At 57.2% G+C, this 21,736-nt stretch carries 26 protein-coding genes; 10 read left to right on the plus strand and 16 right to left on the minus strand.

Annotated features, from left to right (window positions below):
- Positions 1-58: 58 nt before the first annotated feature.
- From GXB78_RS24320 to GXB78_RS24375, 12 genes are all read right to left on the minus strand, one after another.
- Complete coding sequence (locus GXB78_RS24320) at positions 59-403, minus strand: head decoration protein (RefSeq protein ID WP_329517330.1); 345 nt, start codon at positions 401-403, stop codon at positions 59-61.
- Positions 400-1,554, minus strand: a complete 1,155-nt coding sequence (locus GXB78_RS24325; protein ID WP_329517331.1) for a head maturation protease, ClpP-related — start codon at positions 1,552-1,554, stop codon at positions 400-402. The genes GXB78_RS24320 and GXB78_RS24325 overlap by 4 nt, the downstream gene beginning before the upstream one ends.
- Entirely contained in the window at positions 1,551-3,032 is a 1,482-nt protein-coding gene (locus GXB78_RS24330; protein ID WP_329517332.1) for a phage portal protein, read from the minus strand. The genes GXB78_RS24325 and GXB78_RS24330 overlap by 4 nt, the downstream gene beginning before the upstream one ends.
- A complete protein-coding gene (locus tag GXB78_RS24335) occupies positions 3,032-3,238 on the minus strand; it encodes a phage head-tail joining protein (RefSeq protein ID WP_201059406.1) in 207 nt (68 codons plus the stop codon). Before GXB78_RS24335 ends, GXB78_RS24330 begins: the two co-directional genes overlap by 1 nt.
- Before the next feature lies 1 nt (position 3,239).
- Positions 3,240-5,261 carry a phage terminase large subunit family protein gene (locus tag GXB78_RS24340; protein ID WP_329517333.1) on the minus strand — a complete coding sequence of 674 codons (2,022 nt, stop codon included), beginning with the start codon at positions 5,259-5,261 and terminating at the stop codon, positions 3,240-3,242.
- Between the two features lie 4 nt (positions 5,262-5,265).
- On the minus strand, positions 5,266-5,865 hold the full coding sequence (locus GXB78_RS24345) for a terminase small subunit (RefSeq protein WP_329517334.1): 600 nt from the start codon (positions 5,863-5,865) through the stop codon (positions 5,266-5,268).
- A 168-nt stretch (positions 5,866-6,033) separates the two neighbouring features.
- Positions 6,034-6,378 (minus strand): phage holin family protein, encoded by a 345-nt coding sequence (locus tag GXB78_RS24350; RefSeq protein ID WP_329517335.1) that lies wholly within the window; start codon positions 6,376-6,378, stop codon positions 6,034-6,036.
- Positions 6,379-6,907: 529 nt separating this feature from the next.
- Positions 6,908-7,273 carry a PA0613 family protein gene (locus GXB78_RS24355; RefSeq protein ID WP_329517336.1) on the minus strand — a complete coding sequence of 122 codons (366 nt, stop codon included), beginning with the start codon at positions 7,271-7,273 and terminating at the stop codon, positions 6,908-6,910.
- Positions 7,266-9,485, minus strand: coding sequence for a VapE domain-containing protein (locus GXB78_RS24360; RefSeq protein ID WP_329517337.1), 2,220 nt, complete (start codon positions 9,483-9,485; stop codon positions 7,266-7,268). The genes GXB78_RS24355 and GXB78_RS24360 overlap by 8 nt, the downstream gene beginning before the upstream one ends.
- Positions 9,475-9,702 carry a TraR/DksA family transcriptional regulator gene (locus GXB78_RS24365; protein WP_329517338.1) on the minus strand — a complete coding sequence of 76 codons (228 nt, stop codon included), beginning with the start codon at positions 9,700-9,702 and terminating at the stop codon, positions 9,475-9,477. The genes GXB78_RS24360 and GXB78_RS24365 overlap by 11 nt, the downstream gene beginning before the upstream one ends.
- On the minus strand, positions 9,695-10,213 hold the full coding sequence (locus tag GXB78_RS24370; protein WP_329517339.1) for a phage regulatory CII family protein: 519 nt from the start codon (positions 10,211-10,213) through the stop codon (positions 9,695-9,697). The genes GXB78_RS24365 and GXB78_RS24370 overlap by 8 nt, the downstream gene beginning before the upstream one ends.
- Before the next feature lie 330 nt (positions 10,214-10,543).
- Positions 10,544-10,804 carry a hypothetical protein gene (locus GXB78_RS24375; protein WP_329517340.1) on the minus strand — a complete coding sequence of 87 codons (261 nt, stop codon included), beginning with the start codon at positions 10,802-10,804 and terminating at the stop codon, positions 10,544-10,546.
- A gap of 79 nt (positions 10,805-10,883) precedes the next feature.
- Here GXB78_RS24375 and GXB78_RS24380 point away from each other — a divergent pair, with 79 nt between their 5' ends.
- Positions 10,884-11,615: a LexA family protein gene (locus GXB78_RS24380; protein ID WP_329517341.1), complete on the plus strand. Its 732-nt coding sequence runs from the start codon at positions 10,884-10,886 to the stop codon at positions 11,613-11,615.
- Positions 11,616-11,627: 12 nt separating this feature from the next.
- Here GXB78_RS24380 and GXB78_RS24385 read toward each other — a convergent pair whose 3' ends face one another.
- Positions 11,628-12,830 carry a putative phage abortive infection protein gene (locus tag GXB78_RS24385; RefSeq protein ID WP_329517342.1) on the minus strand — a complete coding sequence of 401 codons (1,203 nt, stop codon included), beginning with the start codon at positions 12,828-12,830 and terminating at the stop codon, positions 11,628-11,630.
- Between the two features lie 173 nt (positions 12,831-13,003).
- Between GXB78_RS24385 and GXB78_RS24390 the strand changes: the two genes are divergently transcribed.
- The 6 genes from GXB78_RS24390 (at position 13,004) to GXB78_RS24415 (ending at position 15,233) form a co-directional block, all read left to right on the plus strand.
- Positions 13,004-13,180: a hypothetical protein gene (locus GXB78_RS24390; protein WP_329517343.1), complete on the plus strand. Its 177-nt coding sequence runs from the start codon at positions 13,004-13,006 to the stop codon at positions 13,178-13,180.
- Complete coding sequence (locus GXB78_RS24395) at positions 13,177-13,767, plus strand: hypothetical protein (protein WP_329517344.1); 591 nt, start codon at positions 13,177-13,179, stop codon at positions 13,765-13,767. Before GXB78_RS24390 ends, GXB78_RS24395 begins: the two co-directional genes overlap by 4 nt.
- Before the next feature lie 10 nt (positions 13,768-13,777).
- A complete protein-coding gene (locus GXB78_RS24400; protein WP_329517345.1) occupies positions 13,778-14,062 on the plus strand; it encodes a phage antirepressor KilAC domain-containing protein in 285 nt (94 codons plus the stop codon).
- Between the two features lie 158 nt (positions 14,063-14,220).
- Positions 14,221-14,538, plus strand: a complete 318-nt coding sequence (locus tag GXB78_RS24405) for a pyocin activator PrtN family protein (RefSeq protein WP_329517346.1) — start codon at positions 14,221-14,223, stop codon at positions 14,536-14,538.
- A 57-nt stretch (positions 14,539-14,595) separates the two neighbouring features.
- On the plus strand, positions 14,596-15,015 hold the full coding sequence (locus tag GXB78_RS24410; protein ID WP_329517347.1) for a hypothetical protein: 420 nt from the start codon (positions 14,596-14,598) through the stop codon (positions 15,013-15,015).
- On the plus strand, positions 15,012-15,233 hold the full coding sequence (locus tag GXB78_RS24415) for a hypothetical protein (RefSeq protein ID WP_329517348.1): 222 nt from the start codon (positions 15,012-15,014) through the stop codon (positions 15,231-15,233). The genes GXB78_RS24410 and GXB78_RS24415 overlap by 4 nt, the downstream gene beginning before the upstream one ends.
- 326 nt (positions 15,234-15,559) lie before the next feature.
- Here the strand turns inward: GXB78_RS24415 and GXB78_RS24420 are convergent, their stop codons facing one another.
- Positions 15,560-16,210: a hypothetical protein gene (locus GXB78_RS24420; RefSeq protein ID WP_329517349.1), complete on the minus strand. Its 651-nt coding sequence runs from the start codon at positions 16,208-16,210 to the stop codon at positions 15,560-15,562.
- Between the two features lie 101 nt (positions 16,211-16,311).
- On the opposite strand from GXB78_RS24420, the gene GXB78_RS24425 reads away from it, so the two are divergent.
- Positions 16,312-18,057 carry a DNA cytosine methyltransferase gene (locus GXB78_RS24425; protein WP_329517350.1) on the plus strand — a complete coding sequence of 582 codons (1,746 nt, stop codon included), beginning with the start codon at positions 16,312-16,314 and terminating at the stop codon, positions 18,055-18,057.
- Positions 18,054-18,323, plus strand: coding sequence for a pyocin activator PrtN family protein (locus tag GXB78_RS24430; protein WP_128192157.1), 270 nt, complete (start codon positions 18,054-18,056; stop codon positions 18,321-18,323). The genes GXB78_RS24425 and GXB78_RS24430 overlap by 4 nt, the downstream gene beginning before the upstream one ends.
- 57 nt (positions 18,324-18,380) lie before the next feature.
- Here GXB78_RS24430 and GXB78_RS24435 read toward each other — a convergent pair whose 3' ends face one another.
- Together GXB78_RS24435 and GXB78_RS24440 are read right to left on the minus strand one after the other, a co-directional pair.
- Positions 18,381-19,445, minus strand: coding sequence for a hypothetical protein (locus tag GXB78_RS24435; RefSeq protein ID WP_329517351.1), 1,065 nt, complete (start codon positions 19,443-19,445; stop codon positions 18,381-18,383).
- 44 nt (positions 19,446-19,489) lie between these two features.
- Positions 19,490-20,581, minus strand: a complete 1,092-nt coding sequence (locus GXB78_RS24440) for a site-specific integrase (RefSeq protein WP_329517352.1) — start codon at positions 20,579-20,581, stop codon at positions 19,490-19,492.
- Positions 20,582-20,683: 102 nt separating this feature from the next.
- On the opposite strand from GXB78_RS24440, the gene dusA reads away from it, so the two are divergent.
- On the plus strand, positions 20,684-21,703 hold the full coding sequence (dusA, locus tag GXB78_RS24445; protein WP_329517353.1) for a tRNA dihydrouridine(20/20a) synthase DusA: 1,020 nt from the start codon (positions 20,684-20,686) through the stop codon (positions 21,701-21,703).
- The last annotated feature ends 33 nt before the right edge of the window (positions 21,704-21,736 follow it).

Here is a 21,736-nt window from a genome sequence, read left to right on the forward strand (position 1 = left end):
CTATCTCCAGAAAGCAAAAAACCCGCACTCGGCGGGTTCGGTAATCAGGGGAATCGTCTTAGCGGACGATCAGAAAATGAGTGGCCAGCGCCTTTTCAGCGGCCGGATCCAGACCGGTGAGATGGACTTCGCTGACTTCCGCCAAGCGCACCACGGCACGGCCGCGACGGACCACATCAGATTCGCCCAGTGGGCCGTAGAGAATGGCGATAGCGTTTTCGCTGCCGTCTTCAGCGGTCGGGTTGTACGGGGCGAACTCGCCGCTAATGCTCACCAGGCCGAGGATCTGCCCCGGCTCCAGCGCCGGCCCTGCCGCGACGTTGATGGCTTCGCGGGAAATGGTGCCGGCGGCCTCAGACAGGAGGAACTCGCCTGCGTGCATCGGCTCTCGTTGAATCGTCATCGTCTTGCTCCTGTAGCAGATTGGGGTTTAGCGGTGCGCGCGGCTTGGCGCGCCGACCAGATCGAGGGTTGATCGATTTGCTTGGCCTGCACCTTCGGCGGTGGGTCTTCATCCAGCGGCAGGCTGTTGTCGATTTCAAAGCCCTTGCCACTGCCGACGATCTTGTCGAACAGCCGCGCCCGGACCGCCGCCGCATCCAGACCGGCCGCGACGTACTCGGCACTGAACTCAGGTAAGCGCGCAGCCACGCACAAATCATTCACGGCCTTCGCGCGTGTCAGGCCGGCCTGGACGACCTCTTCGCTTTCAAGCTTGGTGGAGCTGAGCAGCGGCGCGACCAGGTTGTTGATGCCCGCCTCTGCACAACGTTGGGTGATCATCAAGGCCAGCTTGGCCGAATCGACCACAGGCGGCGTCGGTGGCGGATTGTCAGGTTCCAGTTCCGGGTCCGGCTCTGGTGGTTCGTCGAGCTGGGCCAGCAGTTCAGCCGGTGCGTGCTGGTAACGCTGCAGCACACCGCCTTGGCCGAGGCAGGCCTTGACCTTGATGCCATCGCCGACTTCATCAGCCAGGCCCAAGGCCACGGCCTCATTGGCGGTGAGCCAGGTTTCAGCGGCCACCAGCCGCCGCAATTCGACCTCATCGATGTTCGGCGCCTTCGCTTTGTAGGCGGCAATGATCGCTTCCATGGTTTGGTCGAGGACGTCCGCCACCTTGCGGAAGTCTTCGGCATCCCCGGCCGCGTAGGTCCATGGGTTGTGAATCATCAGCATGGCGTTCGCTGCGATCACGACCTTGTGTGCCCCGCAGACTGCGACGCTGGCCGCACTGGCGGCCAGTGCATCAATTCGCCCCGTGCAGCGCTCGCCCAGACGCGACAGCACGTTGTGCATGGCCAACCCATCAAACAGGTCACCGCCGATGCTGTTGAACGCCGCGATCACCTCCGAGACGCCATCGTCCATGGCGCGCAGATCCTGCACGAACTGATTGGCGGTAATACCCCAGGCGCCGATCTCGCCGTAGACGAAGACTTCGATTACTCGCTCGGCGGCTTCGCCGCTGGCTTGCAGGGCGTACCAGGTTTTGTCCTGTACCTGCACGCGTTTGCCCGCCCGGTTATAAATGCGCGGACTCGCTTTTTTGCTCATGGTTGCTCCTTGTCGTCGATGGGGACGAAAGCTTCGAGAGTGGTGTAATTGAGGCCCAGCGTTGTGGCCCTTTGCAGGTCGGCCGCATTTTCCGCATCGACCGTTTCCGCGTCGTAGCCGGTGCGCAGGACCATTTCGCTACGCGAGGCAAAGCCGGCCTGCACTTCCATCCGCCGCGCCTGCACGTCCTGCACCGGCTGGATGTAGGCCCAGCCTTGCGGCACCCAACGTGTGCGCAGGTAATGGCGCCGCCGCTGTGCGTAATCCTCCAGCACCAGGGCTCCCGACAACACCGCCATGTCCATCCACGCGGCCCGCACGGGCCGGCAGAGTTGATGGACATAAACACTGAATTGCAGCTGCTCCAGGCGACGCCGGAATTCGTTGAGCACCACACGCAGCGCCCTGTCATTCACCTCGCGCATGTCGCCCGTGAGGATCTCGTAGGGCGTACCCGTTCCTGCAGCAGCGGCCATTAGCTGCTGCCGCATGAAGTCCGGGTAGTTGTTGCCGGCGTCCGGCGGTTTGGAGAACTCGACCTCTTCACCCGGCCCCAGCTCCTGCATGGTGCCGGGCTCCAGCGCGACCATCGGCGTGAAACCATCACGATCCAGGCTCAACGGTTGGCCGGTGACCGGGTCTCTCGGAACCGGCCCAGAGTCCGGCGCCGGCCGACTGATGAAACCGGCAAACAGGTTGGCCACCTCCTGACGGAACAACACCGCATCGTCGTAGTTGTCGAGACTGCGCAGGCGCTTGAGCACCGGCGACAATCGCGGCACGCCACGCAGTTGCCCGGGCTCGACCGGTTCGAAAATATGCAGCACCTGCTCCGCCGGCACCCGCACCAACTGGTTGTAACCGGCGTTCAGCGACGAGGCATCACGCGGATGCGACAGGTACATCCAGTACGCCACTCGTTTGCCACCGGGGGTGAACTCGATTCCGGCGCGGATGATGTTGCCGTTCTTGGTGGTCTCGTACTTGTCGTGCGGGACGAACTCCGGAGCCAGCGCCTGTATCTGCAACGGCACCGCTAACCCTTCGTCCAGACTGCGCGGCCGCAAGCGAACAAAGCACTCGCCCGAGGTCTCGACTGTGCGGGCGATCAGTGCCTGCTGGCCGTAGAAATCGGTGCGCTCATCGGCGTCCGATTCATCGACCCAGTCCTCCCAGAGTTCCTGCAGAAACTTGCGCAGGGCTTCGTCGTCGGTCTTGGGCCGTGGCGTGATACCGGTGCCGATCAGGTTGCTGACGCGCTTGTCGATCACGTTGTAGGCATACGGGTCGTTGCGAACCGCCGCCCGTGAACGCGAACGCAGGTTACGCAGTGCCGGGGTGTTGATGCTGTTGATCCCGTTGTCGGGAGCATCCCAGCCAGTGGATCGGCGGCCCTCTCCGGCGCCTTCGTAACTGGCCTTGATGTTCGACGGCAGCAAGAATCCGTTACGGGTCAGCGTCGGATAGTGGCGGGCCATTAGACTCCTTTGCCTCCGTGGTACAACCGAACCACGCGAGAGCGCGGCCCGGCAGCGCTGATCAGCGACGTGCGGATTTCTTCGCGAGCCTTGAGCAGTTCGTCGACCGTGCGGTACTCCACGGTGCGGTCGGTGTAGCGCACGGTTTTCTCACCGCGAGCGATGGCCGCCTCAACCGCGTCGAGGTGCTTCTGGGTAAATGACATATCAGCGTCTCTTCAGGTAACCGCTGGTGGAGCTGCGGCGTTGAGGTGGCGGTGCTGCCGGTCGCGATTGCACTACCGGAGCAGCGGGTTGCGGTGCCAGTTGTGGTGCGGCAACGGGTGACGCTGGCATCGGGTTACTGACGCGTTCGCCTTGCACGGGCTTGATGCCCAATGCTTCGTCGAACAGTCCTGACTGCGCCAAGGCCTGACGCACCCGCTCCCAGTCGTGTTCCTTGTAGCGGTTAAGACCCAGGTAGTGCGCCATGGCCAGGCAGTACACCATCAGGTCGAGCGCTTCGTTACGCTCGGCCTTGCCCTTGACCCATTCGATGCGCTTGTGGCCCCGGATGTAGCGGGCAACCTTGCGCTCCGCAACGCACTGGTCGAAGAAGTCGTCTGGCAGATCATTGGCAAAGTGCAATGCACCCGGTCCCGATTCGAACGGGTAACGGTTGTAGATCCAGTCCTTAGCCGTATCAGTGCCGACAAACCACAGCTCGGCGCCATTGCGTTCGGTCTGGCCCTTCCAGGTCACGTCGACCATGGATGGGCGCTGAGCAATCACCGGCTTGCCGGGCTTGCTCGCACCCTTGATGGCGAACACGTTGCGCCAGCGACGCACCCGGCAGAACTGGTAGACCTCATCGGTGTGATGACCACCAGAGTCGACGGCCACCGCGAGAATGCCCAGACCGACACCGCAGGGATGGCGATATTTGGCCTTGAGTAATTCGTCCAGCGCGGCCCAGGTGCGCTCGTCGGCGGGATCACCCGACACCACTTGGTAGTCGATGACCCAGCGCTCCATGCCGACACCCCAGCCCATCGCCATGAACTCCAGGCGGTTGGCCTGAACGTCGACGGCGCCGGTGATCATCAGCACCGCCGCCGGCATCGAGCCAAGGGTGAAGGCTTCCAACCTCGCCCGTTGCCTCAGCACATCGGCTTTGGTTTGCTCCTGAGCGGCGTCCCAGACCTTCGCCAGACGGGTGTTGTAGAACACCTGCATCGGCTCCAGATCGCCTTTGGCCTGGGCCTTCTTGGCCTTTTCAAATTGCTTGGCCAGTGATTTCCAGTCCATCCAGCCCAGCGGCGAATACAGCGCGTTGAGGTGGAAGCCGACTGTCTCGCCGTCGCCCTCCGCATGGGCACGCCACTCGCCATTGGCGAGCATCTCGCCCTTGTGGTACTCCTCAATCAGCACGTCACACTCAGGCCCGGCGCACTGGTAGTGCACCACGCTGAAATCCTGCGAGTAATGCAGCCGCTCCCATTCAAGGGTCTGCATATGGCCGCAAGTCGGACATGGCACGTAGTAGTGCCGCTGGTCGCTGCCGTCGAATAGGTCGGAAATCCGTGAGGCGCCCTTGATCGTCGGCGAGCTGGAGAAGTAGAACTTCGCGTTGCGGCCGAAGGTGCTGCCCCGGGTTTCCGCCAGCTCGATGGGATCGCCCTCCTCGCCAATGTCCACTTCCCAACGGTCGATCTCGTCGCCGTACACGTAGCGCGCCGACAGTTCCGACAGGTTGGCCGCCGAGCCGGCGGTGGTGACGTACAACGTTCCGCCCTCGAACTCCTTGGTGTCCATGGTGTTGCGTGAATCCCGCGAACGGTTGGCCGCCACGCGCTCCCGTAAAACGGGCGTGGCCTTGATCGTCTTGCCGATCCGCGCGGACACTCGCTTTGCCAGGCCGAGGCTTGGCAACAGCGCCAGGATGTTCGACGGCGCCATGTGCATCAGCCCGCCGATCCAATTCAAACCGATCTGGGTTTTCATCAGCTGCGACGCGACCATGGTGATCACGCGCTTGCAGGGGTGAGCCGGCGACAGACAACGCATGGGCTCGCGGGCATACGGCGTACGCGAGGTGCGGTACTGGCCCGGCTCAGCGGCACCGGTGTCACGCGGAATCCGCATGTACTCGTCGGCCCACTGATCGATCCAGACATCCGGGTCGGGCCGTAGCCCACGGAAATACGCCTCGCGGTACACCTCTGCACCGTCAGGAATATCCGTGGGCATGGGCTTAACTCGTGGTCAGTGCGTGTTCAAGATCCGCTGAAGACATCCGTTCGGCATCCTCCAGCGAGCGACGGATCGCCGCAGTGAGGTGCTTTTCGATTTCCCAAGGGTCGGTCATGGAGGCCAGCTCGGGAGCCAACTGAGGAGGCATGCCCAGCAGTTGATCGCGCAGCATGCGGCCGGCGTTGTAGGCCCCGGTCTGGACCGCCGACATCGCGACCAACGAGCCCTTGGCCTTGTGCAATTCGATCTCGGCGAGCTGGGCCAGGTTGTGTTCGCGCAGTGCCCGAGCTTTCTGGAAGTCGGGCAGCTGTCCCGCAGGGGTGATCGCGGGCGGCGCAGCCAATGAAGTCGGCTCGACCTGACTGGATAACTGGCTGTACACGTCACGCTGAAGCCGGTCTCGGTGGTGGCGGTCGGCAACGGCGGCCTTGCTGGGGTCAGCGGTGTCGCGAATCAACGCTTCGCTGGCCGTGACATCGACCTGTTTACCATCGGCGGTCAGCACCAGGCGGTTGTTGTTTTTCAACCAGGTGATGTAGCTGGGCGCCCTGCCGATCCGAGCCGCGAAGGCGCTCTTTGACAGGTACATTGGTTCTGTCATCAAGCCCTCCTTTTCAACGGCTTTTCAATGGAAACCTTTCAATTTCAATGGATTGAATTTCAGTAAGCTGGCAACCCTGCCGCTAACACTTTCCCGCGGGTTTCCGACCCCGTACCCCTCGGATAACCCCAGGGTCCCCGGCGATTTTCAGCGCTCCGGACCGGTGCATCACCCCTGTTCACCTTTGGCAGGCGGCGCTTCGCAGACACCCAGCCGCTTGGCAGCCCAGCGTTCGTACAACCCGATAGCAACATCGGCGCCGGCCATTGCGGTCAGGCAGCCCATCGCCGATGCAGTCCAGATCGACACCCCGGCGGCGTGCAACAACATCATGGTGGACAGTCCGCAACCAACACAGGCACCGGACCGAAGTGCCAGGCGTCGTAACAATGCCCAGCCCCTTGCCCCGTCCTTGTCAGCTCGCCACATCTCGCCCGACACGCCGCCGACCAGGGCCAGGACGATCACTAACCAGATCGGCATCTCTGCCAGCGTTTGCTGCTCGTTTGTCATCGCCCTACCCCATAAACGCAAAAACCCGACGCAATGGCCGGGTTTGGTGTGTGGTGCCTGCCGCTCTCTGCGGTCGCACCTATCGAAGATGACTACTTTTTACAGGTGGATTCCGGTGGCAGCAACCCCACTTTAATGCCACCCGGTGAATATGTGGGTAACGCAGGGTGAACAGCCTAGGCAATGTCGGTGAATACACCACCTCGGCTTTCTGTTGCTGTTGCGTTGTCCCATTTGTCCCACCTTTCAGAATCGAAGTGGGACGCCTGAGAGCGCCTAAATTCGGGGCGTCGCCCCACTGTCCTACTTTTTTATCTTCTTTCTCGTGTAAAGAAAGGAATTGAATAACACGCGTGCGCGCCACGGGGCGCGTACTGGTGACCGCTCCGCTCACATGGGCGGGAGGCAACAACAGGCGGGACGGTGGGACAACCCAACAACGACAAGGCCCGCGCTTGTCCCACTACGTTAAAACGCAGCGGGACAAGGCGAGCCAGTGGGACAACAACTACCGGTGTCGTACCTGGGGTCACGCAGCCTTCCCCATCAACATGCCGGCGATGCACAAATGCGCCTCATGTAAGCGCTGGTAATACGTGTCGCGACTACAACCGCAATGGGTGTATTTCTGAGCCAGAAAACTTTCGTGATTGCAGTAATGTTCCCACACCACCACCGACAACTGCGGTGGCAGGTGTTTGTTCACGATCAGCTCAATATCCGCCGATTCATCCAGCAGCACCCGACTCCCGCGAGTACCGCGAATCAGCTCCCCTTTGCACTCCATCAACATGGCAATCATGTTCCCGCCGCTCGGTCCACCGGAGGACGCGGTCACCGGAGAGTGCAGATCCTCAGCCCAAAGCTTGAGCATTTCATCAATTCGCTTAATCACCGAAGCAAGGCTCCTCGATTGGCTCCACCTTCAACGCCGAAGCGCCACCCCAACCTGCCGGCTTCTTGTATGCCCAAGGACGCTGCCCGCTTTTCGCCAGCGCCGGCATCCGCGTTCGCCGCCAACCAAGTCGGTGCATGATCGCCCCGACACGCATCTGCTCGGGCTTACCCCAATGGCCGAAGTCGAGCTTCAGCGCATTAGTCAGCACCTCACTGCCAGATGTGGTTTCACCGATCTGCGATTCTTCCAACCAAGTGAGGATTGGCCCTTCCCACTCATCCACCACAAAGCGCTCTTCCTGCGCCTCGGCAAAGGTCGGCGCCTCATCAGGCGTCACCCACCAGATGTCACCTGCCTCATAGCAAAACATCGCTTCAGCCCAGAGCTGATCTCGGATCTCACGCAGCTGCTCCAAGTCGACCTTGGTACAAGCCACCGGCCAATAACGCCGGTTGCCGGTGGCGTCCTTGAGGTATTCGTCTTGGTTGGTCGTCCCTACGAACACACACTGGCGTGGCACGTCGTTTGTTCGGCGGCCGTAACTCTCGCGGTAGGTATCGGTCGATGCTGAGAAGAACTGTTTGGCCTTGGTACTCTCAGCCTTGTTGAAGCTGTCCAGCTCCCCCAGCTCGACAATCCATTTGCCACGGATCGCCTGAAAGCCATCCTTGTCACCCAGGGCAAAAGGCGTATCCATGAACCACTCGCCGCCGAGGATGCTCATCGCTGTCGACTTACCTGCGCCCTGCGCGCCTTCCAGAATCATCACCGAGTCAGCCTTGCAGCCGGGCCTCATTACCCGCCCTACCGCCGAGAGCATCCAGCGCTTACCGACCTTGGCCGAGTAGTCGCTGGCTTGAACGCCCATGACATCGGTGAGCCAACTTTCCAACCGAGGCACCCGGTCCCATTCGAGCTTGTGCAGGTACTCTCGCACCGGATGAAACGCATGATCATGAGCGACAACACTCACCGCCTCGATCACCTGAGTCGACTTAACCCGCAGGTTGTATTGCTGCGCGAGCCACTTCATCACCCGCACATCATCGATGTCGGCCCAGTCGCCCGTACCGCCGCCATAAGGAGCCGAACGCAGCTTGACGATCTTTGAACTGAAAGCGCTGTAGGTGATAACCCCGGACCAGCGCTCGTCGTTGCCGAGAATCAACTCGACGTTCTGCATGTGGGCGATCAGGGCGCCGCTTTCGGTGCGAGCCAACTGGTCTTTCCAACCACCCGCTGCCGGCGGTTTGACCACCGACAACACCTGTCGACGGACCGCCTCCAAGCCTTCGGCAACGTGCAGGTCATTGAAGTCCGTCCATTTGTCTTCCCGCTCACCCGAGAAGATCGGCGCAACCACCTGGCCACCGACGATCAGCGCGGCATTGTTGGCCTTCTCCTCACCGGGGTTCCAGGCATCACCATTCGGGCGTTTCGTCTTCCAGTCATCATCCCGGCAGACGATCAGCGGGCAACCCGGAAAGCGCTCACGCATGGCCTTGCACACCACCAGTAGATTACCCGCATCGAAAGCGATCGCCACCGTCAGCGAGGTCGCCATATGCAGGCTGGCGCCCGTGGCGTAACCCTCACATACCAGCACTGGCTCCCCAGGTTCAGGGTGAGGCCCGATCAGGTGAAAAGCCCCCTCCTTCGACATCCCGTAAGGCCAGTAAGACTTATCCCGACCGGTATCTTCCTGCTTCGCCGGAAAGACCACCTGCAGGCCAACAATCTGGTCCCGCACGTTGCACATCGGCACCAAAAACGCGCCAGTGCGTGGCGCGTAACGAACACCAAAACCGACGATCTGCTTTCGGTCCAAATAGTCGCTACGCCCCTTCTCGGGCATGCGCTTAAACAGCCCCGCCGCACGGTTCGCCGCTCGACGTGCCGCATTGGCCGCTATCTCGGCGGCACGACGTTTGGCGTCCTCTTGGCGAGCGCGCATAACCTCACGCTCTTCAGGCGACATCCGCCCCGCCTTCACCTTAATCTTCTGCGTCTCACCCGAACGCCAGTCGCCGAAGCTGCCGAAGATCAGCGTCTCGCCCTTTTCGGCGCGATGTTCGTGGACGACGTACCAACCGTTCTTTTCTTTGCCCTTGTCCTGCGTGGTCTTGCAGCGGGTCAGCTTGCCAAAAATCAACGGCTGGTCCGGCTCAAGGCCGTAGTCTGCGAATTGACCCAATACCTCATCGAGCATGGCGGGCCTCCCGAGATTCGTCGATGGACTGGCAGATCACGCACTGAGTGCAACCCGGAAGTACGAGTCGTCGAGCTTCAGGGATCGGATCATCACAACCTTCGCAGAACAGGAATGAATGCGCCGCCGAAGCAGACTTGGCGGCGTTACGCGCAGCGAGTGCCTGATCAAGACGCTCCTGCACCAGGTCGTTGGCAAAGTCAGCGATATCAGCCACGGTCGACACCCCGCGTTGTTTGATTCACGTAGGAGGCGCGATTGAACATCCCTAGCAGCCCTTGAATACCGCGAAACACTTGCAGGCGAATCGCGGCCAGTTCGTGGTCCGTCACCACACCATCACCGATGCTTTTGGCCCATGTCTCAGCCAAGTCCGCGACCTGCCGGAAATACTCAGCAATGCCGGTGGTCAAGGTTTCAGGCATGTCGTTGGTGTACGCCTCGGCCAACTCCTGCCAAGTCGTATCCCCGACCAGCGCATGCACTGCATCCAGAATGCGACGATCCTTGGTCAGCTCCAGGATTTCGCCGAACTCCTGAATGTTCACGGTATGGCTGGGGTGGGTGGGAGATAGCTTGTGCTGCAGCGTGGTGGCGTTTCTGCCGGTGGTGGCGGCAATTGCAGCGGCGCCGCCGGGATAGTCCCGGGCAGCATGATAAAGCGCTAAATCGAGCGGCAGGATTTCCCGCTGCGCCCGTTCTACAGAACTCAGAGCGATTCGGCTCATGGCATTAATCCTTACAGGTTGCCAGTGCCTCGCGACATGCAGTGGTGATACATTTGCCGCGTGGCTTGAAAGGGCCCAAACGCCGGCTAGATCTTCAGGATCGAACCGGCACCGTGCCGAGGCGAATGATCCGTCGTTCACCCCTGGCGCAACAGCTGCCCAATCTGTGGTGGAAAAGGCAGCAACACCAAGGCATCCGTGCCTTGGAAAGCGCGGTAAAGAGAGGTGGTTAGCATGTGGTGTGCCCGCCTATCTTTATCGCGACCCGACAGCGCTGTGGTGGTGCGTGTCGGGAGGAACTGGGCGGCCTTTGGGTCGCCTTTTTTCTTTCTATGCAGCGGCTTTTTGAGGTGCCGAAGCGTTCAGCAACCAAGCTGCATGAAAAGAATTGCCTTTCTGCTTCGCCGCAGTTGCCAGCAGCTCAGCGTATTTGGTTTCGCCCGTGTAATCCGTTCGTGGCAGGCATGCAGCCTGACGCCATTTGTTCAACGCTTGATAGCTTCTATTGCATACCTTCGCGGCGGCCCCGATGCCGCCTACGGCTTCAAAAGCGAACGCAATAGCGCTCGGAAAATCTGCGGGGTCCAGCATGACAACCTCCATTTATCAACTTGCGGTTGATGTTATAGATCAACTGACTATTGCGCAACCTTTATGAGACTCTCAACTCATGGTTGATAAAAATACACTCCGCGCAGCTTTTAGCGAGCGCCTACACGAAGCCCTGAACGACGCCGGCGTACGCAGCCGGGGTCGTGGTGTGGACATCCATCGCGAGTTGAAAAGCTTGGGAGTGAGCAAGACAACGCAGGCAATCAGCAAGTGGCTGAACGGTGAAGCGATGGCCGAAGCGGACAGTATGGCGGCGCTTTGTTCTTGGCTGAAGGTGCGCCGCGAATGGCTAGAATATGGGGTACTACCGAAAGAACAGGCCGGTGAGAGCAATGTTCACCACTTGTCTGTTGGAGATGGGAGTAACGTTAGCGAAATTAGCCAGCGCTTTGGAAAAGTCCCGCTTATATCTTGGGTTCAAGCAGGGGCTTGGTGCGAGGCTATCTCGAATTTTGAGGCTTACGATGCAGATTCGTGGCTTTCGTGCCCAGTGCCTATCAGTAATCATGGGTATGCGTTGAAGGTACTTGGCGATTCAATGACAAATCCCGGACCAGGTCGCAGCTATCCAACGGGGTGTATTATATTTGTAGACCCAGAAGCGGAGACTAAGACCGGAGATCGTGTGATCGCCCGGGTTCCGCGAACAAATGAGGCAACCTTTAAAGTATTTGTAGAAGACGCCGGACGACAATTCTTACGGCCAATCAATCCGCAATATCCAATCATTGATATAACGGAAGAAACACATATTTGCGGAAAAGTAGTAGGATCCTTTATTCCAGAATAATTAACTCGTCCATTATTCCTCCGACATATAGCTTTTTCTAGCCAAATTATAGGGAATACTCCTATTCTGGCCAAAGGCACCTCCATATACCTTCTCCAGATCCAAAGGTGGAAATACCTTTTCTCTTTGATATTGAAGAAGCATCGCCCTATCAACTGTCACACCTGTACTGCCCCCCATCCAAAACCTACCTTTATCGCCTTTTATTTCTTTGCAAGGAAGGTGCTCAAACATTTTGTATTTAATCAGTAGATTTTTAAACTTCCCTTTGTCGCATACGTTATCTAGGCAGTTGATAAATAGAAGCACCAGCTCCTTTGTTGAAAGCTGCGCACGCAATATACTTGCATATTTTTTCTTGTTATCACTGGACACAACCGAGTCCGCATAACCATCTATCATCTTCAAAACCTGATACAGATTCCTGAAATAGTGCCCAACTATATGATTATGATCGCTCTGTATTATCATATATCTTTCCAAAACCTGTTTCGGAGTAGCTGAGCCATTTGAAAGATATTTCAGGATCTCGTTGAATGCGGCCCTACCCTCAACAACAGCTACTAACACTGGCGCAGCACTAGTCTCGGCCTTAAAAGAAGAAATACCAGGCAGCGTCCGATATGGATCATCTACATTTCCAGGCTTATTGTAATATCCCCTAAGGAAATTTTTAACATTTAATGCTTTCTCAGAATAAGCATTTCCACCGATCGCACTCAAGTCGAACTTAATACCCTCGGCAATTTTGTTATGCAACTCGAGAGTATTGAAGAAAGTATTTTCAACGGACTGAATCGTCAACGCCTCTGCCGTTCGCTCATACTCCACCCGCGACAATCTCAAATCGTGGCGCTGGACAACAATTGTCACTATCAGTCCAAAAAAAGTTAGGAAAGTTAAAATAGGATTTAAAACCCCACCGAAAAAATCCCCAAAAATTCCAGCTACATCAGCCCGATTACGCACCATCCAAATATCTATAAAAAACAATAAAACCACAAAACAAACAGCACCACATATTACATAAAAGAGCATTTTAGTCAGAACATTACTATCTCCTGTATTATTTTTTTCAGAAAGTACACCAACAAAAGCCCCATATGATTCACGCTTATAATACATGAACACAAATTTTGTCTTGGCGAGTATGTCGTAATCTTTAACAACGCTCACGCCCCACAGCAACGGGAAAAGAAATACCAAGATATCCATATACAACGGCCCATACCCAAATTAATCATATTATCGTACATATTTTACTGAAGATGCGGCGTTCTGACATCACCAAAAACCTACACCACCAGACAAAAACAACCAATGGTTGACATTGATCAACCACTAGTTGATATTCGACTCACTCTTCCACCACAGAGCGAGTCAACACCATGCATACCACAGCAACCCTGCACGTCCATCCGGCCGCTGCTGAACCGTTCCGCATCTTCGAAATCCGCCGTCTAGCCCGCGAATGCGGCTGCCCGTTTGTCACCACCAAACCAAAGCCGAAAGCCCGCACCACACCCGCGCCGTTCGATCCGAATGGCGGAGGGCATGCAGCATGAGCAAATACAAGCTCGACAACCGCACCCTCCAATTGCTCAACGCCCAGGTCAACCTGACCGAGACCTTCAACCACACGCTAAGGTCGATGCCTAAGCGCGAGGCTCTGTCGTTCCGCCTGAAAGTTGAACGCAACACATCCGACACCCTTTTCACCGTTGAACTAGGCAGCGAGCGCCACACGCTGACCTTGAAGAACGAAAAAAAGATGCACCTCAAGCTAGCCGACTTCATCGAAGAGATCGTCAACGGCCCCTTCGATGCAAGTAACGCAGCCGATCTGCAGAACCTCCCTCACGCCGGCCGCCAGTACGCCCGCTTCGAGATCGAGCATAAGCAACAAGTGCTCGAGCTTGTGCGTACCGGTGGTGTGGTGACCCTCAACATGGGTTTTGAGCTCCCCCTCCATGTAGCCTTGCATCGAACTAAAACCCGCTCTGGTGTCACCACCATCATGAGCATCGGCAAGAAAAGGCCACGCACCAAATGCTTCACCGTGTACGGCAGCGACGTCGAGATCTACAAACAAGTGGCCGAGTCCATTAACCACCTGGCCGCAGCGGCAACACCCGCCGCACACGCGGCTTGAGGGGGACGACATGGAACGCACACTCGCCCAAGCCGCAAAACACCTCGGCATCACTCGGCCCAAGCTGATCGACCTAATGCGAGCAAAAGGTCTGCTCAATAACCGGAACCTGCCGACCTATCCGAACCGCGATCGCGAATTCCTGCGGATCAAGGACACCAACTGGTACCACGAAACCGCTGGCATGCAGTACAGCCAGTCAACCCGCGTCAAACAACCCGGCATCCGCTGGCTGGCCGATCAACTGGGGCTGGACCTACCCGCCATCCCGGTAAACAACCGTGACGTGGCCTAGGGAGTACGCCCGCCAGATCGTCGCCATGCGCACACGCGCGGAGCGAAACGCCGCGCTCCTCGAAGTGCCGGAGCATCTGCGGGAGCTGACCAAAACACACTGCCTGAATGCCTGGAACCACCCGGCAAGAACACAACGCAAGGAGGCTCAGCAAGCCAATGCATAACGCCAGCCAGACACCGCTACGACTGCGACCCGCACCTGAGTCAGCCACCGTGGAACTGCTTTACCGCACCTTCGGCGACGTGCTGATCCCGTTGGAAAAAGTCCGCGAGCAGTACTTCCGCAACCTCAACGAGCAGTCGTTCGTGGCCGAGATCAACAGCGGCCGGATCCAGCTACCCATCACCACGCTGGACACCAGCCGCAAGGCGCCGAAGTACGCACACATCCGACATGTCGCTTCGCTGATCGACATCCGCGCCTACAAGGCAGATGAAGAGATGCTGCGACCACAGGACGATTCAACCGAGTAAGACACCTGACCCAACGGCTGCCACCACCAGCCCACGACAACACCAGGAGCACACCACATGACTGCAATTCAAATCTGCGCATTGATCGGCCTCATCATCGGCGCCGCCCTTCTCTACTGGATCGGCTACCGAGGTGGCCTGATCGATGGCCGCATCGAGGGAATCGACGAAGGCAAAGCCATCCAACAATCCGACAATTCGGAAGCCATCCGTAGCCTGGAGCTCTCGCTAAACCAAGTTCATGCCGAGCGCCTGCAACTGTACGCCCGCTACGAGCGCGCACTGGCGGCCTCAAAACTAGGGGAGCAGGAGCATCAGACCCTACTGGCCATCGCCGACAAGCTCAGGATCGCTGCCGAGACATTCAGCGCATTCCGCACCGGCAAAAAACTCGAACGCGATTCACTCGCCCTGCGCGATCAAGCGCTCTCCATTGCAGCCCTGCTGGTGCCAGCAACGCAGGAGGTTGCGGCATGAATCGCACTCCCCAAATGTTGCGCCTGACACCACAGGCAGCCGGCGCCTTGCAAAAGCAATGCATCAAAGCCACCACCGAGTTGTTGGAACTGACGCGCTTTCGCAAAGAGTTCGACCGGCAACTGGTCGCACTGATCGGCAACGACGCCCTGCACAAACTGAACAAAGACACCAAGAACGCCCTGCTACTGGCGGACTTGGTCAAGGAGGCGGCATGAGCCCGATTTCTCACCACCATCGCAACACGGCTCACGCTTCACCAGCGCTTGATGGACCAACTCGCTATCGAACACCAGAGGAAAGCGGCGTGGAAATGGACCAGCACACCACCCAAACATCGACCGCTTTGCTCTGCAACACCAATGGCGTCGACACATCAGAAACAAACAGCCTCTGCTGCGCAGCAGCAGGCATTATTGCCCCCCTCAGCGCCACTGCCGAGGCATTTATACCCCACGAAAAGCTGCGCGAGGCAGCCACACCTGATGCAACGCTAATGGCTCAGAATCGCCCGCTCGCGCAGCCTGCACTGGGGTATAAAGCATTACGGTTCGACTATATCTGTAGCCGTTTCCTGCTCCTGATCTTCAGGTCGGCGGCTGTAGGCAACCCCCGCCAACGCCGCTTTATTCCAGTAGAGTCCTGCGATTACCTTCCTAGCGTCCGAGAGTTTACTGCGACGATATTCAAGCTCTTGAATATCGTTCTCTCTCAAATAACCGGATGCCGCAAAGCCTTTTTTTACCCGTTCCGCAGCGCTCAGAGCTTCAGAAACTTGCGCCTGAACTATGAAAATCGAGCTAAAGACGTGAGTTGGAAGTGGTCTATTCAACAGACTCCTAAGCGTATGCCGCACCTCCTCCAATCTTCCCAGATCAATCATGTAGGGCGCACTTTCTGCCAATCCTGCCGCCTGGTGGACAGAGGAATACGCCTCATACGCTGCATTTTCCGCGAAATGAAGAGCATCTACCTCGAGCTGGGTAGATTCCTCTGCCTTAGCCTTTCTCTCCAATTGATGCGTGCGCTGAGCAACGAGGAAAGCCCCCACAATTGCAGCTATCGAACCAAAAGCCTGAACCCAAGCTGCGGCGTCCTTCTTCGCATCAAAAGAATCAAGCAATACAAACAGAGCCCACCCCAAGGCACCGATAGCCAAAAACAACCACACCACCCATACCGTGGCCGTGCTCATAAGCGGTGGAAATCTCAACCCTTTCATACAACCTGGACCCTTGCCGTCAGAAGATCCGCGAGATTGCCCACTTTCGTCACTCCCGTCCATGGAGGCCAAGCATGACCGCCTTCAATCCAACTCCTATTACATCGGCGGTCAAAACCCAATTCGGTCTAAACTTGGCTGGAGGAATTCGCGTCGATCTGTTCGCTGGCGGCGGTGGCGCAACCATGGGCCAGGAGATGGCCACCGACATTCCGGTGGATATCGCCATCAACCACAATGCTGACGCGATCAGCATGCACAAACGCAATCACCCGAGCGCCGAGCATTACATCACCGACGTCTACGATGTATGCCCGCGCATGGCAACCCGAGGTCGGCCAGTTGCACACCTGCATGCCAGCCCTGAATGTACCCACCACAGCCTTGCAGCCGGTGGTCAGGCCCGCAGCACGACCAGCCGCTCGTTGTCATGGGTCATCATTAAATGGGCAGGCCAGGTCCGCCCGGACATGATCACGATGGAGAACGTGATGCAGATCCTGCAGTGGGGTCCGCTGATCGCCAAGCGCTGCCCGAAAACCGGGCGGGTTATTCGTCGAGACCTTACCGTCGCGGCGGTCGGTGAGCGCGTTCCGGTACAGGACCAATACTTGGTACCCGATCCGAAGCGCAAAGGCCGAACCTGGCTCCACTTTGAGATCCGACTGCGTGCAATGGGCTACGAGCTGATGCACGGCAAGCTCAAGGCCTGCGACTTCGGCGCCGCCACCACCCGCGAGCGCCTGTTTCTGATCGCCCGTCGCGATGGAAAACCTCTGCGCTGGCCAGAACCAACCCACTTCAAGAACCCGGGCAAGGGACAACTCCCCTACCGCACTGCCGCCAGTTGCATCGACTGGTCGATCCAGTGTCCGAGCATCTTCCTTACCAAAGAAGAAGGCTGCGCGGCCGGAGTCAAACGACCACTGGTGAACAACACCATGGAACGCCTGCGCAAAGGTGCCAAGCGCTACGTGCTGGAGCACAAAGACCCGTTCATTGTCAGCGTCAACCACAGCGGTGGCGACCTGTCCCGCTGCCACTCAGTGCAGGATCCTGCGAAAACCATCACAGGCGCTCACGGCTTCGCGTTAGTCACACCACAACTGGCGCCATTTATCACCGAACACGCGAACGGCAGCAGCCAGCGCAACATGCCCGGTGACGATCCACTGCGCACCATTTGCAGCGGCGTCAAGGGTGGGCACTTCGCGGTGGCCGTGGCCTACGTCGCCCAACACAACGGCGGGTACAACAAAACACCAGGTCATCATCTAACTCAGCCACTCACCGCGATAACCACCACCGGCAGCCAACAGCAGATCGTCACGGCGCACCTATCCACCCTTCGCCGGAACTGCGTCGGCCGCGGAATGGACGAGCTAGTGCCGACAATCACAGCCGGTGCCGAGCATCACGCACTGGTCGAGTACACACTCGCCCCCGAGGTGGAGGCTGGAGCCTTGCGAGTGGCTTCGTTTCTGATGGGCTACTACGGCAGCGATAACGTCTACGACCTGCGCGATCCCGCCGCCACCATCACCACACGAGACCGCTTGGCACTCGTCACCGTCACGATCAAAGGTACGCCTTACGTGATCGTCGATATCGGCATGCGCATGCTCACCCCGCGCGAGCTGTACCGCGCTCAAGGCTTCCCCGATAACTACGTCATCGATAGAGGGCACGACGGCCGGAAGTTCAGCAACAAGGCCCAAGTGATGATGGTCGGGAACTCGGTGTCGCCTTGGCCGATGATGGCGTTGATAAAAGCGAATACAGATCAAGAAGCTGAAATATTGACGGAGGCAGCGGCATGAATACCCTGTTTTTACTGATGGCTCAATACGAAGGCCAGGCAGTCATTCCTCTGGATCGAGTTTGCGCGGATTACATGCATTTAACGGTAGAGAAATTCAAACGAAAAAGACTGGATGGAGAAATTGATATACCCGTCGTGCGCCTCGGTGCTGATAGCCAAAAAGCTGCTCTTGGCATCTACTTGAAAGATCTCGCCGATTACATTGACCGCCAGCGAGAAAAGGCAACAAAAGAACAGAATCAGCTGATGGGAAGAGCGGCATAAATCAAACAGGAGCTCCTGGCGCATCGACACGTCAGGACTCCACCTATAGCGTCGGTTTTACACATTGGGCTCGGGCCTACGCAACCCTTGCACCTGCTCGATAACTTCCATACCAAACCAATCCTTTTCTATCAGCTTCTGAAAAGAAAGCACTACCAAATTGAAGCCGATCTGACATAAATCGTAGGTATCTAAACGCGAGTCGCTCAAACGTGGATCTAGCTGCTCACTGTTCAACGGGTGATGAACCCTGTATCCCCCATGAACAAAAGCACTTCGCTGATCATATAATGTGCGCAGCAACTTCGTGAGTTGCTTTTTCTCACTATCCGGAAGATCTAAAAGAATCATCATTCTAGATACCATTCCGGCAACTGACTCTCCCATCCTAGTCACGTAAATAGCTTCAAAAGCATGAAACATCCAAATTATGCTGGTGATATCCATTTCCGATTTGCATACGTGTAAGAGCGCGAATATCGCCCGAGCAGCTTTCGAATCGCCAATCTGGGTCACTCCCAAATCTAGGTTTTTGTACCACGATACAACGTCTTCCAATGGCAATACTTTGGGAGCAAATTTCTTACCGCTTGTCATATCCAGATGCGAAAGCTCGAAATTGTAGGATGATAGGTACATTTTCTCATGATGATGATTCTCACCACTGTGATAAAGATTGATAAACCTTGCATTCAGAAACTCACACGATCCCGGCAACGCTATGTTCGCCATAAAAAAAACATCGTAGATGTATTGCTCTGCAAAACGCTTCAAAGGCACGGGACGATTTTCATTATTCACATCATCCGGAGAGTACTCAACCTCCACCTCTAGAACCAAATCCGCCTCAGCATTCAAGAAGGATGTGTCCTCCCCGGAAAAATCTTGCGGACGATCATAATAACGCCCACACTTATCTGCCCAGATGTACCACTCATAAATTTTATGGAGCTCTGCCCTAATTAGATATCTACTACCGTTCAATTGATATTCATAGCTACTCAATACTTGATGAGCATTTTCCCAAAACTGGCAATCTATTTCACTAATTGCTTGCCACCCCAAGTCTCGCCCCCAACTTCTTCCAATCCGCCCCAAGTCAACCGCAAATTTATCTTTCATTTCAACTCCATGAAATCGCTGATACAGACATTAATCTCTAAAGATCACCCGAGACATCTCTTTAACCAAACCCAATTGAGATAGCTATTCCCCCTCCCTCTCAAATGGGTGTAACGCCTTAGAGAGTTCCAATCCCTGTGCCCAGACACGCTTGAGACCCTGGGTATGTCCCAGTCCATTTCAAAAAGCCGACTTACCCCTTCGTGCCGGAGGTCATGGAAATGCAAATCTTCAATCCCCAGCATAGGGCACGCCCGCGTAAACGACGCTGACACCGACTTAGCGTTATAGGGAAAAATCTCCCTCTCTACCTTAGGCATGGTGTGCAGGATCGCCCAGGCTTCGTCAGGCAGATGACACCACACATCATTGCCGATTTTTTGCCCCGGGTTTTTCATGTCGCGCACCAGGACCGCCTGCCGAGCGCAGTCGAGATCCTCCCAGCGGATTCGCGTGATTTCTTCCTGCCGACGCGTTGAGAAAACCGCAAAGGCGATCAGCTTCGGCATGTCGATCTGGGCTTTGCGCCGCGTCTGCATTTCAAAGAAATGCACCATGAGCTTGTCCAACTCTTGCAGCGTTGGCCGGCGATTGCGCTCCTTGCTCTTGCTCACCATTCCCAACTTGCGCAACACCTTGCGCGCATCAGGCATAGCCAATGGGTCGACCTCATAACCCCACGCTGGTCGTGCCACGGACAGCACCGCGCCCAGGTGCGACAAATCGTTGCCGACCGTCTGCGCCTGCACACCACCGCCCTCTTTGCTCATCCGCCATTGCGCGAACTCGACCAACTTCTGGCTGGTCAGCGCTGAGTCGTCGAGCTCGCCCAGCCAGGTGTCCTTGATCGCGCTCAGTGTCGCGCTCTTGGTCTTGCCCAGCGGCCGGATCTTCTCGTACTCCTCCAGGTACTGCTCGATCATCTTCTTGATCGTCACACCCTTGCGGTTCGCACGCTCGATGGCACCCGGTTCGGCCAGCTCCGTCTCGCGACGTTTGATCCAGGCTTGGGCGACCTGCTTGCGGTCGAAGGTCTGGCTTTCCTGATAAACTGTCCTACCGTCCCGATTGATCCGTATTTGCGCCGTATAGGCCGTCGAGTTGTCCTTGCGCTTGCGTGATGTGATCGTGCCCATTTCCAGTTGCTACATTGCTGAATTCGATTGCTACATTGTAGCAACCGATCTCGAAAAACAAGGAAAAATGGGTAAAAACCGCTGTATAAAAGATCAGTATCAATGAATTTCGAAAAACCTGAAGCCCCCGTAAACACTAGCCCCGCCCGTACTGAGCCGTCACGCCGCTTCAGTGTGGCGCCGATGATGGATTGGACGGACCGCCACTGCCGGTACTTCCTCCGCATCCTGTCCAAGCACGCCCTGCTCTACACCGAAATGGTCACCACCGGCGCGTTGCTCAACGGCGATCACGAACGCTTCCTGCGTCACAACGAAGCCGAGCACCCGCTGGCGTTGCAGCTCGGCGGTAGCGTTCCGCTCGATCTCGCGGCCTGCGCCCGTATGGCTCAAGAGCACGGCTACGACGAAGTGAACTTGAACGTTGGCTGCCCGAGCGATCGTGTGCAGAACAACATGATCGGCGCCTGCCTGATGGGGCATCCGCAGTTGGTGGCTGATTGTGTGAAGGCGATGCGTGATGCGGTGTCGATTCCGGTGACGGTGAAGCATCGGATCGGCATCAACGGGCGCGACAGTTATGCCGAGCTGTGCGATTTCGTCGGTACGGTGCGAGATGCCGGGTGCACGAGTTTTACCGTGCATGCGCGGATTGCGATTCTCGAAGGGCTGTCGCCGAAGGAGAACCGCGACATTCCGCCGTTGCGTTATGACGTCGCGGCGCAGTTGAAGGCGGATTTTCCGGAGCTGGAAATTGTGCTGAACGGCGGGATCAAGACCATGGAAGCCTGCCATGAGCATCTGCAGACGTTCGACGGTGTGATGCTCGGGCGTGAGGCTTATCACAATCCGTATCTGCTGGCAGAGGTCGATCAGCAGTTGTTCGGCAGTACTGCGCCGGTGATCAGCCGGGCGGAAGCGCTGGCGCAATTGCGGCCGTACATAGCCGAGCATCTACTGGCCGGTGGTGCGATGCATCACATCACGCGGCATGTGCTGGGCTTGGGCACTGGTTTCCCGGGGGCGCGTAAATTTCGTCAGTTGTTGTCGGTGGATATTCACAAGGCCAAGGATCCGCTGGCGTTGCTGGATCAGGCGGCTGAGTTGCTTGAAGGGCGTTGATGCCCTCCCCTCATATATCAGCCAGGCGGCTTG

Source organism: Pseudomonas moraviensis subsp. stanleyae, from assembly GCF_036283065.1.
GTDB lineage: Bacteria > Pseudomonadota > Gammaproteobacteria > Pseudomonadales > Pseudomonadaceae > Aquipseudomonas > Aquipseudomonas stanleyae.